Here is a 14826-nt window from a genome sequence, read left to right as displayed (position 1 = left end):
CCGCGCGCTCCGCGTCAGTGAGCTCGATGTTGCTGGTGCGGGTATATGCATTGGGCATGAGGCATCTCCGAGGATGCCTCATCCCATGCAGTTTTCGTGCCTATGAATTAGCGGGACAGGACACTAGATGCCCTTCAGCGCAATCGCGTCGTGCGCGAGAAGCGCCTCGTCACAGCGCAGGAGCTCGACCTGGCTGTGGAGATCGGACGCAAGTTCGGCGGCGCCCGCCTCATCGTCGCGCTGGCGCTGCGCACGGCCTGGCTCTGTGTTCGTCGTTCTGTCGAAGTGCGCGGCCTGACACGCGACGCCATCAGCCATGACGGCATCCTCTGGCACGATGGCAAGGACAGCACCAAGCCCGCAATCCTGATCGAGTGGAGCCCCGCTCTACAGGCCACCATCACTGAGGCCCTGCAGGTGAAGCGGCACCACGTAGCAGGGTCCATGTACGTCTTCGGGAACATGCGTGGCCAGCGCTACACAAAGGGCGGCTGGAAGGCCATGCTCGACGATCTGATGCGCGAGTGCGAAAAGGCAGCGGCGGAAAGGAAACTTTCCTTCCGCAAATTCAGCTTGCAGGACTGCAGGCCCATGGGCGTCTCGAACAAGCTGGAGAAGGGCCACCAGGACGTGCAGGATGCGACCCTGCACAGTGACGGGAACATGATTGCGAAGGTCTACGACAGGCGGAGCCAGAAACGTGCGAAGCCTGCAGCCTGATTCCAAACTTCGTGAATCAGATTCCAAAAAGCCAAACGGGCTACAGCCTTGCGACTGTAACCCGTTGACTTTGCTAAGCAATTTGGCGGAGTGGACGGGACTCGAACCCGCGACCCCCGGCGTGACAGGCCGGTATTCTAACCAACTGAACTACCACTCCACACGTGGAGTTGCGTTCCACTCTTTCGAGTGCAAGTGCAACCAAACTTGGCGACCCTACGGGGATTCGAACCCCGGTACTTACCGTGAAAGGGTAATGTCCTAGGCCTCTAGACGATAGGGTCAAAACCTGGACGCGTACTTCGCGTTAACTAACCTTCGACACTTTGGTGGAGGTAAGCGGGATCGAACCGCTGACCTCTTGCATGCCATGCAAGCGCTCTCCCAGCTGAGCTATACCCCCGTTGGGTGTCGAGAAAGAGATTATAGAACGAAATTCAGGCCGCTTTCAAGCGACCCAAAATTTCTTTGCGATCGAAGAGCGCGAGCACCGCATCGAGCGACGGCGTCTGTGCCGTACCCAGTGCGAGCACCCGCACGGGCATGGCCAGTTGCGGCATCTTCAGGCCCGTGGCGCGCAGCACTTCCTTGATCGCCAGGGCGATGTCCTCGCGGGTCCACGGGCAGTCCTCCAGCATCTTCGCCAGCATGGCGACAGCCGGCTTGACCGTCTCGCCCAGGTGCTTGTCGCGCTCGGCCGCGTCCACGTCCACCGGGCGGTAGATGCGCGCGGCCCAGTCGGCCAGCATCACCGTGGTGTCGCAACGGTCCTTGAAGAGTGCGCAGATTGCGGCCAGCCGCGTGTCGGCGTCGATGCCGCGCCTGGCGAGTTGCTGCTCCACCAGCACCGCGAGCTGCGCGTCGGGCATGAGCTTCATGTGCTGCGCGTTCACCCAGCGCAGCTTGGCCTCGTCGAACTGCGCGGCGCTGCGGCCCAGGTGGTCCAGGTCGAACCACTGCAGGAACTGCTCGCGCGAGAAGATCTCGTCGTCGCCGTGCGACCAGCCCAGGCGCGCGAGGTAGTTCACCATCGCATCGGGCAGGTAGCCCTCGTCGCGGTACTGCGTGACGGGCTTGGCGCCGTTGCGCTTGCTCATCTTCTCGCCCTGCTCGTTCAGCACGGTGGGCAGGTGCGCATACACCGGCGGCTCCTTGCCGAGCGCGCGGAAGATGTTGATCTGGCGCGGCGTGTTGTTCACGTGGTCGTCGCCGCGGATCACGTGCGTGATCTGCATGTCGATGTCGTCCACCACCACGCAGAAGTTGTACGTGGGCGTGCCGTCGGGCCGCGCGATGACCAGGTCGTCCAGTTCCTCGTTGCGGATCTCGATGCGGCCCTTGACCTTGTCGTCCCAGGCCACGCTGCCGGTGAGCGGGTTGCGAAAGCGCAGCACCGGCTGCACGCCTTCGGGCACCGGCGGCAGCACCTTGCCCGGCTCGGGCCGCCAGGCGCCGTCGTAGCGCGGCTTTTCCTTGGCGGCCATCTGCCGCTCGCGCAGCGCGTCCAGTTCGGCCACGCTCATGTAGCAGGGATAGACCAGGCCGGCATCGCGCATCTGCGCCAGCACTTCCTTGTAGCGGTCCATGCGCTGCATCTGGTAGAACGGGCCCTCGTCGGCGTCCAGGCCCAGCCAGGCCATACCTTCGATGATCACGTCCACCGCGGCCTGCGAGGACCGCTCCAGGTCGGTGTCCTCGATGCGCAGGATGAAGGCGCCGCCCGTCGAGCGTGCGAAGGCCCAGGGGTACAGGGCCGAGCGGATGTTGCCGAGGTGGATGAAGCCGGTCGGCGAAGGCGCGAAGCGTGTGCGGGTCGTCATGTCAGGAAAGCGTGTCCAGCCCGCGCGAGAGGTCGTCCTTCAGGTCGCCCACGTGCTCCAGGCCGACGGCCACGCGCAGCAGGTTCTGCCGGATGCCGGCGGCGGCGCGCTGGTCTTCGCTGAGGCGGCCGTGCGAGGTGCTGGCCGGGTGGGTGATGATGCTCTTCACGTCGCCCAGGTTGGCGGTGACGGACAGCAGCCGGGTCGAATCGGCCACGTGGAAGGCGCGCTCTCGCGCCTGTTGCGGGTTGGCCGCCTTCACGTCAAAGGAGAGCACCGCCCCGCCCTGCCCCGACTGCTGCGCCATGGCGAGCGCATGCTGCGGGTGGCTGGCGAGGCCGGGGTAGTACACGCGCTCCACCGCGGGGTGCGTCTTCAGCCACTGCGCCAGTTCGAGCGCGCGCTTCGATTGCGCCTCCATGCGGATGCCCAGCGTCTCCAGGCCCTTGAGCACCACCCAGGCGTTGAAGGGCGAAAGGCTGATGCCCGCGCTGCGCATCACCGGGATCAGCTTACCCTTGATGAGGCTTTCGCTCGCGCAGAGCGCACCGGCCACCACGCGGCCCTGGCCGTCCAGGTACTTGGTGCCGGAGTGGATGACGATGTCGGCGCCCAGCGCAGCGGGCTGCTGCAGCGCCGGCGAGCAGAAGCAGTTGTCCACGGCCAGCAGCGCGCTGCCGTCGTGCGCGATGTCCGCGAGCGCGCGGATGTCGCAGACCTCGGTCAGCGGGTTGGTCGGCGTCTCGGCGAACAGCAGCTTCGTGTTCGGCTTCATCGCGGCCTTCCACTCGGCCAGGTCGGTCTGCGAGACGAAGGTGGATTCAACGCCGAACTTGCCGAACTCGGTCGCGATCAGCTTGATGGTGGAGCCGAACACCGAGCGCGAGCACACCACGTGGTCGCCCGACTTGAGCAGGCCCATGCACAGCAGCAGGATCGCGCCCATGCCGCTGGCCGTGCCCACGCAGGCCTCGGTCCCCTCCAGCGCCGCCAGCCGCATCTCCATGCTGGCCACGGTGGGGTTGGAAAAGCGCGAATAGATGAAGCCGTCCTCCTCGCCCGCGAAGCGGCGCGCCGCGGTGGCGCTGTCCGGCTGCGTGAAGCTGGAGGTGAGGTACAGGGTCTCGGAGTTCTCGCCGTACTGGCTCTTGTCCACGGCCGCGCGCACCGCCAGCGTGTCGCGATGCAGCCCGGGGGGCAGGCCCTTGCGTTCTTCAGCCATGCGCGTCAGACCTCCGCGTTGGGCAATGCCAGGCGCGAGGTGTCCTCCTCCAGCGCGTCCTCCTGGCCGATCCGCGCCTCGTTGATGCGCGCGATGTCGTCGGGGTTGATGTCGCCGGTCACGTACACGCCGTCGAAGCAGGAGGCGTCGAAGCCGTCCAGCTTGGGGTTCAGGCTGCCGATGGCGCGCTTCATGCCTTCCACTTCCTGGTAGATCAGCGCGTCGCAGCCGATGATCTCGCGCACCTCGTCCACGGTACGGCCGTGCGCGACCAGCTCGGTCGCGGTGGGCATGTCGATGCCGTACACGTTGGGGAAGCGCACCGGCGGCGCGGCGCTGGCCAGGTAGACCTTCTTCGCGCCGGCGTCGCGCGCCATCTGCACGATCTCGCGGCTGGTGGTGCCGCGCACGATGGAGTCGTCCACCAGCATCACGTTGCGGCCCTTGAACTCGCTGGCGATCACGTTGAGCTTCTGGCGCACCGACTTCTTGCGCACGCCCTGCCCCGGCATGATGAAGGTGCGGCCCACGTAGCGGTTCTTGACGAAGCCTTCGCGGTAGGGGATGCCCAGCAGCTGCGCGAGCTGCGTGGCGCTGGGCCGGCTCGATTCGGGGATGGGGATGATGACGTCGATCTCGTTGGGCGGCACGGTGGAGACCACGCGCTTGGCCAGCGCCTCGCCCAGGTTCAGGCGCGCCTGGTAGACCGAGATGCCGTCCAGCACGGAGTCGGGCCGCGCCAGGTAGACGAATTCGAAGATGCAGGGGAACAGCCTGGCGTTCTCGGCGCACTGGCGCGCATGCACCTGGCCCTTCAGGTCGATGAACACCGCCTCGCCAGGCGCGACATGGCGCTCGAACACATGGCCGGTGCCCTCCAGCGTCACGGTCTCGCTGGCCACCATCACGGTGCCGTCCTTGCCGCGGCCCAGGGAGAGCGGGCGGATGCCGTAGGGGTCGCGGAAGGCCAGCACGCCGTGGCCGGCGATCATGGCGATCACGGCGTACGAGCCGCGCACCCGCTTGTGCACCTCGGCCACCGCGCGGAACAGGTCCTCCACCTGCAGCGGCACGCCGCGCGTGGCGCGCTCCAGCTCGTGCGCGAGCACGTTCAGCAGCACTTCCGAATCGCTGTCGGTGTTGATGTGACGGTGGTCGGTGGTGAACAGCTCGGCGCGCAGGGCCTGCGCGTTGGTGAGGTTGCCGTTGTGCACCAGCACCAGGCCGAAGGGCGCGTTCACGTAGAAGGGCTGGGCCTCTTCCTCGCTGTAGGCGTTGCCGGCCGTCGGGTAGCGCACCTGGCCCAGGCCCACGGTGCCGGGCAGCGCGCGCATGTTGCGCGTGCGGAACACGTCGCGCACCATGCCCTTGGCCTTGTGCATGAAGAACTTGCGTTCCAGCTGGGTGACGATGCCGGCCGCATCCTGGCCGCGGTGCTGCAGCAGCAGCAGCGCGTCATAGATCAGCTGGTTGACAGGGGCGTTGCTGACGACGCCGACGATTCCACACATTGCAAACTACCTTTCAGCCCGGCAGGTACTGGCCGAAACGTTCGGGCAGCACCGGCTTCAAACCCTTGAGCGCGGCGGTCGAGACGCCGGCACCCTTGGATTCCGCCCACCACGCGCCATTGCGCAGCGGGGTCATGTTGATCACCACGGCGACCGCGAGCAGCAGCAGCGCGCCGCGCAGCAGCCCGAAGGCCGCCCCCAGCGTGCGGTCCACCGGCCGCAGGCCCACCGCCTCCACCGCCTTCTTCACGCCCCAGGCCAGCAGCCCGCCGACGAAGACGATGGCGATGAACACCAGCACGAAGCCGGCGGCATAGCGCAGCGACTCGCCCGAGCCGCCCAGCGGCAGGTGGGCCGCCACGTCCGGCGCAAACCACTGCGCACCGATGAAGGCCGCGAACCAGGCCGCCACCGACATCACCTCGTACACCAGGCCGCGCCACGCCCCCAGCAGGAAGGACAGCAGCAGGATGCCCAGGAAGGCCCAGTCCAGTGCGCTGAGGCCGTCCATGGCTACAGGGTCAGCAGGGCGGCGGTCAGGTCCAGCCTGCGCGCCTTCTCGGCGGCCTTCTCCGCGTCCGCACGGCTGGTGAACGGACCCAGCCGCACGCGGATGCGCTTTCCATCCTTGGTTTCGGCCACGTTGGTGTAGGTCTTGAGGCCCGCCTTCTCCAGCTTCTGGCGCACCTCGCGCGCCTTGGCCACGTCGGCGAAGGCGCCGACCTGGACCACGAAGCGGCCCTCGGCGGCGGCCGGCGCGGTCGAAGCACCCGCGGCGGCGGCCTTGCCTTCCAGCAGCGCCGCGGCGCGGGCGCCGTCGTCGGCGCCCTTGGCAGGGGCCTTGGGTTCAGGCTTGGGTTCAGGCTTGAGTTCGGGCGCCTTGGCGGTGACCGTGGGGCGTGCCTCGGGCGCGGGCGCGGGCTTGGCAGGCACCACGGCGGCCACGGCCGGCGGCGCGCTGGCCGCCGGGGCGGACGGGGCGGTGGCCACGGCCGGGGCCGGCGCTGCGGCCTCGGGCAGCGGCGCGACCTTGTTGCGGTCGGGGATCTCGATGGGCACGTCCACGGCGATGGGCCGCGGCTGGGTGTCGAAGAGGATGGGGAAGCCCAGCACGCCGATCAGCACCAGCACGCCGGCGCCGATCAGGCGGTGGCGCGCGCGCCGGCGGATGGCCTCGATGCTCTCGGGCTGGCGGGAACCGGCAGCCTCGTCGCCGCCCTTGCGCAATTTGAAGAAGGCCATGGACCGGGTGCGGGGTGGGGTCTGCGCCCTACAGGTGCGGGGCCTGGAGGCGGGGAATCCCGTCTTTCAGGACGCCGCCCACGGTGTAGAACGATCCGAAGACCACGATTCTATCAGCGGGGTCCGCCGCGGCGACGGCCGCGCGCAGGGCGTCCTCGGGGCTGGCGAAGCTGGCGGCCTGCACGTCGCCGCGCTTCTCGCCCGCCTTCCACATCGCCAGCAGGGCGCGGCCCGGCTCGGCCCGCGGCGTGGGCAGGTCGGTGAAGTACCAGCGGTCCACCAGCGGCCCCATCTTGGCCAGGATGGGGGCCAGGTCCTTGTCGGCCATGGCGCCGAAGACCGCGTGCGTGCAGGGGTAGAAGCCCATGGCGTCCAGGTTGGCCGCCAGCGCCGCCACGGCATGCGGGTTGTGCGCCACGTCCAGCACCAGCGCCGGCTGGCCGGGCACGATCTGGAAGCGCCCCGGCAGTTCGACCAGCGCCAGCCCGTTGCGCACCGCCTGCGCCGTCACAGGCAGGCGCGGGCGCAGCGATTCCAGCGCCGCCAGCACGCCGGCGGCGTTGACGATCTGGTTGGCACCGCGCAGTGCCGGGTAGGCCAGGCCCGCGTAGCGGCGGCCGCGCCCGGCCCAGGCCCACTGCTGCTTGTCGCCGGAGTAGTTGTAGTCGCGCCCCAGCAGCCAGAGGTCGGCGCCGATCTCGGTCGCCCGGTCGATCACGCTCTGCGGCGGCACCGGGTCGCTCACGATGGCCGGCCGGCCGGTGCGCAGGATGCCGGCCTTCTCGCGGCCTATGGACTCGCGGTCCGGGCCCAGGAAGGCCATGTGGTCCAGGTCCACGCTGGTGATGATGGCGCAGTCGGGGTCGATGATGTTGACCGCGTCCAGCCGGCCACCCAGCCCGATCTCGAGGATGGCGACGTCGGGCGCGAACTCGGCGATGCGGGCCAGGATGGCCAGGGTGGTGAACTCGAAGTAGGTCAGCGAGACCGCGCCGCGCGCCGCCTCCACGCGGGCGAAGTGCGGCACCAGCGAGTCGCCCTGCACGATCTCGCCGTGCAGGCGCAGCCGCTCCTCGAAATGCACCAGGTGGGGCGAGGTGTAGACGGCGGTGCGCCAGCCGGCCTCCAGGCAGATCGCCTCCAGCATGGCGCAGGTGGAGCCCTTGCCGTTGGTGCCGGCGACGGTGATGACGGGGCAGTCCAGCCGCAGGCCCATGCGCTGCGCGACCTCGCGCACGCGGTCCAGGCCGAGTTCGATGGTGGTGGGGTGCAGGCGCTCGCAGTGCGCCAGCCACGCGTCCAGGGTGTTCATCCCGCCATTGTCCCAGTAGCATCGTGCCCCCATGAACCCTGTGCTCTACGGCATCCCGAACTGCGACACCGTCAAGAAGGCCCGCGCCTGGCTGGACGGCCGCGGCATCGCCTACGAATTCCACGATTTCAAGAAGCAGGGCGTCCCCGCCCAGCGGCTGGACCATTGGCTGTCGGAACTCGGCGCCGCGAAGCTGGTCAACAGGAAAGGAACGACCTGGCGCCGGCTGGACCCGGCGGCCCAGGCCGCGGCGGAGACGCCCGCCGGCGCCCGCGCCCTGATGCTGGCCGAGCCCAGCGTGATCAAGCGTCCGGTCGTGGAATGGCCGGCGGCCGCGACCACGGTGGGCTTCGACGACCAGGCCTGGGACGTGCTGGTGCGCGGCCTGTGAGCGCGAGCCCTGCGGGCGCGGCGCACAGCCACCCCGCCCGCGCCAGGCGCTTTACACGGCAGACGTGTGCCTGCGGGTGGCGCTGCCTAAAATAGATGCAAGTGAAGAAGGAGCCCGCGATGAACAAAGCGATTCTTGCCGTGGCCGTGGTATCCGCCGGCGCGCTGGGCGCAGGCGCCGCCCAGGCCCAGGAAACCGGCCGCGTGATCTCGAGCACGCCCGTGATCCAGCAGGTGGCGGTACCGCGCCAGGTCTGCACCCAGGAGCAGGTGTCCACCAGCGCCGGCGGCACCTCGGGCGGCGGCGCCGTGGTTGGCGCCATCGTCGGCGGCCTGCTGGGCAACACCGTGGGCGGCGGCTCCGGCCGGCTGCTGGCGACCGGCGTGGGGGCCGTCGCCGGTGCGGCCGTGGGCGACCACGTCGAGGCCGGCCAGCAGGCGCCCCGCACCGTGCAGAACTGCAGCACGCAGACCATCTACGAGAACCGCACCGTCGGCTACAACGTGCAGTACGAGTTCAACGGCAAGCAGTACAACGTGCAGCTGCCCTACGATCCGGGCCCGACCATCAAGCTGCAGGTCAGCCCGGTGTCAGCCGCGCCCGCGGACAACGTCACGGCCACGGCCGCGGCCCCGGCCACCACCCAGCCCGTGGCGGTGATCCTGGCCGACAACAGCCCCACCTACGCGCAGCCCGTCTACGCCTACCCGGCCTATGCGCCCTACTACTACCGCCCCTGGTACCCGCCGGTGAGCCTGTCGCTGGGCTTCGGCTGGTACGGCGGCCACCGCCACTGGCATTGAGCCGCGCGCTTGCGCCATGAGCCGCGCGCTTGCGCCATGAAAAAGGCCCGCAGCAGCGGGCCTTCTTCGTGGGCGGGCGGCCTGGCGCCGGCCGGCCTCAGGAGGTCGGCAGCAGGGCGCCCTTGAACAGCACCGGCCCGCTGGGGCCCTCCCCCGGGGGCACCCCGCCCTTGCGCTCCAGGCTCACGGCCAGGGCCGGCACCCGCACCTGGTTCTCGCCGGCGGGCAGGCGCACCACGCGGTCGTCACCCAGCACGCCCAGCGACTGCGGCCCGCCCGAAGGCGGCAGCGCCCACAGCTGCAGCGAGCGGTCGGGCGATTCCTGGAAGTTGCCGACCCGCTTGATCGTCATCTGGTTGTGGCGCGGATCCACGGTCACCAGCATGGAGGCGGTGGCCTTGTCGTCGGACAGCACCGCCACGTAGCGCACCTCGGGCCGGGCGGCCAGCTCGGCCACCAGCCGGGTGCGCTCGTTCTGCACCTGCAGGCCCACGCCGACGGCGGCCACCGTCGCCAGCGCGCCCGCCAGGCCGAAGCCCTGCCACAGCCGCAGCCGGGAGCGCCAGCCCCGCTCCTGCTGCTGGCGGGTGCCGGGGCGCTCGGCCTCCACCAGGTTCTGGATCCGTGTCCAGACCTGGGGTCCGGGTGCCTGGGCTTGTTGCAGTTCTGTCATGGAGGAAAGCCTTTCCTGCCACAGCAGGGCCGCGGCCCGCAGTGCCGGGCTCTGGCGGGCCTGTTGCTCGAAGCGGCGACGGGCGCCGCCGCGCAGCGTGCCCAGCGCGTATGCGGCGGCCAGGCGGTCGGTGAGTTCGGGGTGGCGTGCGATGTCCATGGGGTCAGGCGAAGCGGGCCATACAGCCACGAAGTTGGTCCAGGCCCCGGCGTATCCAGGACTTCACGGTGCCCAGCGGAAGGCTGAGCTGGCGCGAGAGTTCGCCATGGCTGAGGTCGCGCAGGTAGGCCAGGCTGAGCACCTCGCGCTGGCGGGCCTCCAGCTTGCGCAGGCACTCGTGCAGCGCCCAGGCCTGCTCGCTGGCCTCGGCCGTGTCCATGGGCGAGGCGCCCTCGGAGGCCAGGGTGTCGGCTTCGCCGTCCTCCTCCAGCGGGACCGTGAGGTCGGCGCGCTCGCTGGCGCGCCGACGCAGGAAGTCCAGGGCCCGGCTGCGCACGATCACGCCCAGCCAGGCCAGCGGCGGCGACAGGGCCATCCGGTAGTCGCCGGCGATGCGCCAGACGTTCATGTAGGCCTCCTGCACCACGTCCTCGGCCCATTCGCGGTTGCGCACCACCCGCAGCGCCAGGCCGAACAGGCGCGACGAGGTGAGCTCGTACAGCTCCCGCAACGCGGCCTCGGCGTCGAGGTGCGCGCGGGTGTCGCCGCGCAGGGCGATACGCTCCAGCAGGTGGGCGAGTCGGGTGTCCGGGGTTTCAGTGGCCATCTCCTATTCTCTACGCAGCGGCCGGGCTGTTGGATGCACCCCGATAAAATGCGGGTTTTCGTCCTCCCGCATCCCCTTCCCTACCCCATGACGACCCAGACCCTTGATGGCGTGCGCATCAGCACGCAGGCCAACGTGTATTTCGGCGGCAAGTGCGTGAGCCACTCCGTGGAGTTCGCCGATGGCACGAAGAAGTCGGTGGGCGTGATCCTCGCCGCCGAGCTGACCTTCAACACCGGCGCGCCCGAGATCATGGAATGCGTGGCCGGCGGCTGCGAATACCGCCTGGCGGGCACCGACGCCTGGGTCGCCAGCGGCCCGGGCCAGCAGTTCAGCGTGCCGGGCAATTCCCGCTTCGACATCCGCGTCGCCGACGCTTACCACTACATCTGCCACTTCGGCTGACCCGCGATGAGCACCATCCTCGAACACCTGCCCACCGGCCAGAAGGTCGGCATCGCCTTCTCAGGCGGCCTGGACACCAGCGCGGCGCTGCACTGGATGCGCAAGAAGGGCGCCATCCCCTACGCCTACACGGCCAACCTGGGCCAGCCCGACGAGCCGGACTACGAGGAGATCCCGCGCAAGGCCATGCAGTACGGCGCCGAGAAGGCGCGCCTGATCGACTGCCGGCTGCAGCTCGCGCACGAAGGCATCGCCGCCCTGCAGGCCGGCGCCTTCCACGTCTCCACCGCGGGCGTGACCTACTTCAACACCACGCCCCTGGGCCGCGCCGTGACCGGCACCATGCTGGTGTCGGCCATGCGCGAGGACGACGTGCACATCTGGGGCGACGGCTCCACCTTTAAGGGCAACGACATCGAGCGCTTCTACCGCTACGGGCTGCTCACCAACCCCTCGCTGCGCATCTACAAACCCTGGCTGGACCAGGCCTTCATCGACGAGCTGGGCGGCCGGGCGGAGATGTCGGCCTTCATGCAGCAGGCCGGCTTCGCCTACAAGATGTCGGCCGAGAAGGCCTACTCCACCGACTCCAACATGCTGGGCGCCACGCACGAGGCCAAGGACCTGGAGCACCTGAACTCCGGCATCAAGATCGTGAACCCCATCATGGGCGTGGCGTTCTGGAAGGAAGAGGTCGCCGTCAAGCCCGAGACCGTGACGGTGCGCTTCGAGGAAGGCCAGCCGGTGGCCCTGAACGGCGAGACCTTCGCCTCGCCGGTGGAGCTGATCCTCAAGGCCAACGAGATCGGCGGCCGCCACGGCCTGGGCATGAGCGACCAGATCGAGAACCGCATCATCGAGGCCAAGAGCCGCGGCATCTACGAGGCGCCCGGCCTGGCCCTGCTGTTCATCGCCTACGAGCGCCTGGTCACCGGCATCCACAACGAGGACACCATCGAGCAGTACCGCGACAACGGCCGCCGCCTGGGGCGCCTGCTGTACCAGGGCCGCTGGTTCGACCCGCAGGCCATCATGCTGCGCGAGACCGCGCAGCGCTGGGTCGCGCGCGCGGTGACGGGTGAGGTGACGATCGAGCTGCGCCGTGGCAACGACTACTCGCTGCTGGACACCCGGTCGCCCAACCTGACCTACCACCCCGAGCGGCTGACGATGGAAAAGGGCGAATCCACGTTCTCGCCGCGCGACCGCATCGGCCAGCTCACCATGCGCAACCTGGACATCGTGGACACCCGCGACAAGCTGGGCATCTATGCCGCGAGCGGCCTGCTCACGCTGGGCGAGGGCTCGCCCCTGCCGCAGCTGGAGCAGAAGAAGGGCTGAGCGCGCGGCGGGCGGATGGGGGCTCGCCCCCACCCGCGCCCGCCCTCAGGAGGTCGCGGGCTGCAGCGGCAGCGCCCGCTGCATGTCGGCCATCAGCACCGGCTTGATCAGGACCTCGTCGAAGCCGGCGGCGAGGAAACCGGCCAGTTCGTCCTTCAGGGCGTGCGCGGTGTAGCCCACCAGGCGCAGGCGGGCGGTGGCCGGGCGGCGGCGCAGCAGCGCGGCCAGCTCGTCGCCGGCGAGTTCGGGCATGCGCACGTCGATCAGCATGGCCTGCGGCACTTCATCGTCCAGCGCGGCCAGCAGCGAATGCGCGTCCGGGAAGCAGCGCACCTGCCAGCCGATGCGCCGCAGGTAGGCCTGGGCCAGCACCCGGTTGGCCTCCACGTCGTCGACCACGAACACCAGTCCCTGGCGTGCCGCCGCGCTCATGCGGTCGCCTCCTGGGGCGCGTCCTGCGCGATGCGCGCGCCCGGCACGCGGATCTCCACCTGCGTGCCCGTGCCTTCGCGCGAGCTGAGCGAGACCGTGCCGCCCAGCAGGAACATCAGTTCGCGCGAGAGCGCGAGCCCCAGGCCCGTGCCCTGCTCCGCACCCGGCTCGCCGCCGGCCGGGCCGAAGCGCTCGAAGACATGTGCCAGCCGGTCGGCCGGGATGCCCACGCCGGTATCGGCCACGCGGATCGTGTAGTGGCCGTCGCTGCCCAGGCCGGCCGAGACGGAGACCGAGCCCGCCGGGGTGAACTTCACCGCGTTGTGCAGCACGTTGTTCAGCACCTGGACCAGCTTGGTGCGGTCGGTCTCCGCCATCACCGGGCCCGGCGTCGCCAGGCCCAGCGTCAGCACCAGGCCCTTGCGCTGCGCGCTCACGCGGTGCACCTCGGCCAGGGTCGCGACCAGGCGGTTGAGTTCCACGGGCTCCAGTTCCACCTCCATGCGGCCGGCCTCGATCTTGGCCAGGTCCAGCAGCGTGTTCACCAGCGCGTGCAGGTGCTTGCCGCTGCCGTGGATCAGCTCCGAGAAGTGTCGCGTGTCCGGCTCGGCGGACTGCTCGCGGATCAGCTCGGAGAAGCCCAGGATGGAGTTGAGCGGGGTGCGCAATTCGTGCGAGACCGAGGCGATGAAGCTGGACTTCATGCGGTTGGCCTGCATCTCGCGCGCCTCGCTCGCGCGCAGGCGCTCGATCACGCGGTCCTGCTCCTCGGCCCGGCGCACCGTCAGCCAGGTGACCCAGGCCAGGGCCAGCGACAGCGCCGCCGCCGCCAGCGCCGCGACGGCGAGGCGCGCGTCGAACACCTCCAGCGGCTGCAGGTCGGGCAGGCTGGCGGACACCAGCAGCGGATAGCCCCGCACCTCGTGGAAGCCGACCAGGCGCCGGGCATGGTCGATCACGCTGTGCGCGGCGCAGGAGCCCATGGCGTCGCGCCGCATGGCCGGCCAGCAGCTGCTGGCGGACATGTCCTGCCCCCAGCTCAGGCCGTCTTCCGCGAAGCGGGCCCGCACCACGCCGTCGGCCCGACCGACCACCAGCACGCGGCCGTCCTCGGAGAAGGCGTCCACGCTGCCGAAATAGTGCTGCAGCCACAGCGGGTCCACGCTGGCGACGATGACCCCCGCGAAGCGGCCCTGCGCGTCGTGCAGGGGCCGCACCATCTGCAGCGACATCTTCCTCGAGACGCGGCCCACCACCGGCGTGCTCAGGTACAGGCGCTCGGCGTCGTCCTCTGCGAAGACCCGGAAATGGGGCCGGTCCGCGATGCTCACGCGCGGGTCCAGCGGCAGGCTGCTGGCCAGCATGCGGCCGTCGGCCCCGGCCACGGCGACCTGCACCACCAGCGGCGCCAGCGCGCCCATCTGCGCCTGCACCTCGGCCTGGGGCGGCACCCGGCCGGTGGCCAGGAAGTGGTCCCGCAGGCGCAGCATCTCGCCGTCCACGGCCAGCATGTGCAGGCGCACGAATTCGGCGAAGCCCTTGGAGGTGGAGACCGTCAGCCGCTGCCGCGAGGCCCGCATCAGGTCGAACTCGTGCAGGAAGGCCCAGGCGAAGGCCACCCACACCAGGGCGACCAGCAGCGCGCAGCGCAGCCAGGCCTGCACGCGCGGCGTGTTGTACGCCGGCGCCGCGCGTCCGGCCGGCCCGGGCAGAAAGAAGGCCGGCAGCCGCGGAATGACAAACATGGTGTGCATTATCCCGATATAGTTGCTTCAATGCAAAGAAACGAATCTGGTGAGAAGCAGGGCGATCCGGTGTTCAGCGCACCGGGGTTCGCCGAGCTGACCCTGGACGACGAGGACCTGCAGCGGGCGATGCTGTCCTCCTTCCTGCACCACCTGCCGGCCATGCGCAAGGAGATGCTGGCGGGCGTGTGGCGCGGCCCGCAGGCCTTCCGCGAAGCCGTCCACCGGCTCAAGGGAAGCTGCCAGTGCGTCGCGGCGACGCGCGTGCAGCCCCTGCTCGCGGCGGCCGAATCGCAGGCCCTGCAGATGGCACCGGCCCAGCGCCACGCCGCGGCCGCCCGGCTGGAGCAGGAATTGGACGCCCTGGCGGCCCTGTTGCAGCCCCTGCTGGAAGACCTGGCGCGGCGCGCCGCTGAAAATCGTTAAAATCAAAAGCCAGGGGG

The 14826-nt window shown here is 69.7% G+C and carries 16 protein-coding genes and 3 tRNA genes; 6 read left to right on the top strand and 13 right to left on the bottom strand.

Annotated features, from left to right (window positions below):
* Nucleotides 1–150: 150 nt before the first annotated feature.
* Nucleotides 151–720: a site-specific integrase gene (locus IM725_RS12370; protein ID WP_193780904.1), complete on the top strand. Its 570-nt coding sequence runs from the start codon at nucleotides 151–153 to the stop codon at nucleotides 718–720.
* An 83-nt stretch (nucleotides 721–803) separates the two neighbouring features.
* On the opposite strand, the gene IM725_RS12365 is transcribed toward IM725_RS12370, so the two are convergent.
* The 9 genes from IM725_RS12365 to folC all read right to left on the bottom strand — a co-directional run bounded on the left by IM725_RS12365 (nucleotide 804) and on the right by folC (nucleotide 7827).
* A tRNA-Asp gene (locus tag IM725_RS12365) sits at nucleotides 804–880 on the bottom strand.
* A gap of 48 nt (nucleotides 881–928) precedes the next feature.
* Nucleotides 929–1004, bottom strand: a tRNA-Glu gene (locus IM725_RS12360).
* A 43-nt stretch (nucleotides 1005–1047) separates the two neighbouring features.
* Nucleotides 1048–1123, bottom strand: a tRNA-Ala gene (locus IM725_RS12355).
* A 34-nt stretch (nucleotides 1124–1157) separates the two neighbouring features.
* The gene (gene gltX, locus IM725_RS12350; RefSeq protein ID WP_193780903.1) at nucleotides 1158–2540 is read right to left on the bottom strand and encodes a glutamate--tRNA ligase; all 1383 of its coding nucleotides are present in this window, start codon (nucleotides 2538–2540) and stop codon (nucleotides 1158–1160) included.
* 1 nt (nucleotide 2541) lies between these two features.
* Nucleotides 2542–3762, bottom strand: coding sequence for an O-succinylhomoserine sulfhydrylase (locus IM725_RS12345; protein ID WP_193780902.1), 1221 nt, complete (start codon nucleotides 3760–3762; stop codon nucleotides 2542–2544).
* Between the two features lie 5 nt (nucleotides 3763–3767).
* Nucleotides 3768–5273 (bottom strand): amidophosphoribosyltransferase, encoded by a 1506-nt coding sequence (purF, locus tag IM725_RS12340; RefSeq protein WP_193780901.1) that lies wholly within the window; start codon nucleotides 5271–5273, stop codon nucleotides 3768–3770.
* A 13-nt stretch (nucleotides 5274–5286) separates the two neighbouring features.
* Nucleotides 5287–5784, bottom strand: coding sequence for a CvpA family protein (locus IM725_RS12335; protein WP_193780900.1), 498 nt, complete (start codon nucleotides 5782–5784; stop codon nucleotides 5287–5289).
* A 2-nt stretch (nucleotides 5785–5786) separates the two neighbouring features.
* Nucleotides 5787–6515 (bottom strand): SPOR domain-containing protein, encoded by a 729-nt coding sequence (locus IM725_RS12330; RefSeq protein ID WP_193780899.1) that lies wholly within the window; start codon nucleotides 6513–6515, stop codon nucleotides 5787–5789.
* 28 nt (nucleotides 6516–6543) lie between these two features.
* The gene (gene folC, locus IM725_RS12325; RefSeq protein WP_193780898.1) at nucleotides 6544–7827 is read right to left on the bottom strand and encodes a bifunctional tetrahydrofolate synthase/dihydrofolate synthase; all 1284 of its coding nucleotides are present in this window, start codon (nucleotides 7825–7827) and stop codon (nucleotides 6544–6546) included.
* A 31-nt stretch (nucleotides 7828–7858) separates the two neighbouring features.
* Here folC and IM725_RS12320 point away from each other — a divergent pair, with 31 nt between their 5' ends.
* Nucleotides 7859–8218, top strand: coding sequence for an arsenate reductase (locus tag IM725_RS12320; protein WP_193780897.1), 360 nt, complete (start codon nucleotides 7859–7861; stop codon nucleotides 8216–8218).
* 119 nt (nucleotides 8219–8337) lie between these two features.
* Nucleotides 8338–9021 carry a glycine zipper 2TM domain-containing protein gene (locus tag IM725_RS12315; RefSeq protein WP_193780896.1) on the top strand — a complete coding sequence of 228 codons (684 nt, stop codon included), beginning with the start codon at nucleotides 8338–8340 and terminating at the stop codon, nucleotides 9019–9021.
* Nucleotides 9022–9118: 97 nt separating this feature from the next.
* On the opposite strand, the gene IM725_RS12310 is transcribed toward IM725_RS12315, so the two are convergent.
* Together IM725_RS12310 and IM725_RS12305 are read right to left on the bottom strand one after the other, a co-directional pair.
* On the bottom strand, nucleotides 9119–9853 hold the full coding sequence (locus tag IM725_RS12310) for an anti-sigma factor (RefSeq protein ID WP_193780895.1): 735 nt from the start codon (nucleotides 9851–9853) through the stop codon (nucleotides 9119–9121).
* Between the two features lie 4 nt (nucleotides 9854–9857).
* Nucleotides 9858–10460: an RNA polymerase sigma factor gene (locus tag IM725_RS12305; protein WP_193780894.1), complete on the bottom strand. Its 603-nt coding sequence runs from the start codon at nucleotides 10458–10460 to the stop codon at nucleotides 9858–9860.
* An 87-nt stretch (nucleotides 10461–10547) separates the two neighbouring features.
* Here IM725_RS12305 and ppnP point away from each other — a divergent pair, with 87 nt between their 5' ends.
* Both ppnP and argG read left to right on the top strand, forming a co-directional pair.
* Entirely contained in the window at nucleotides 10548–10865 is a 318-nt protein-coding gene (ppnP, locus tag IM725_RS12300) for a pyrimidine/purine nucleoside phosphorylase (protein WP_193780893.1), read from the top strand.
* A 6-nt stretch (nucleotides 10866–10871) separates the two neighbouring features.
* Entirely contained in the window at nucleotides 10872–12206 is a 1335-nt protein-coding gene (gene argG / locus IM725_RS12295; protein WP_193780892.1) for an argininosuccinate synthase, read from the top strand.
* A gap of 45 nt (nucleotides 12207–12251) precedes the next feature.
* Here the strand turns inward: argG and IM725_RS12290 are convergent, their stop codons facing one another.
* The gene (locus tag IM725_RS12290; RefSeq protein WP_193780891.1) at nucleotides 12252–12638 is read right to left on the bottom strand and encodes a response regulator; all 387 of its coding nucleotides are present in this window, start codon (nucleotides 12636–12638) and stop codon (nucleotides 12252–12254) included.
* Nucleotides 12635–14383, bottom strand: a complete 1749-nt coding sequence (locus IM725_RS12285; RefSeq protein WP_193780890.1) for a sensor histidine kinase — start codon at nucleotides 14381–14383, stop codon at nucleotides 12635–12637. Before IM725_RS12285 ends, IM725_RS12290 begins: the two co-directional genes overlap by 4 nt.
* A gap of 30 nt (nucleotides 14384–14413) precedes the next feature.
* Between IM725_RS12285 and IM725_RS12280 the strand changes: the two genes are divergently transcribed.
* On the top strand, nucleotides 14414–14809 hold the full coding sequence (locus IM725_RS12280; RefSeq protein WP_193780889.1) for an Hpt domain-containing protein: 396 nt from the start codon (nucleotides 14414–14416) through the stop codon (nucleotides 14807–14809).
* Nucleotides 14810–14826: the final 17 nt, after the last annotated feature.

Source organism: Ramlibacter aquaticus, assembly GCF_015159745.1.
In the GTDB taxonomy this organism is placed as follows: Bacteria; Pseudomonadota; Gammaproteobacteria; order Burkholderiales; family Burkholderiaceae_C; genus Ramlibacter; species Ramlibacter aquaticus.
This window is presented reverse-complemented; position numbering and strand designations above follow the sequence as displayed.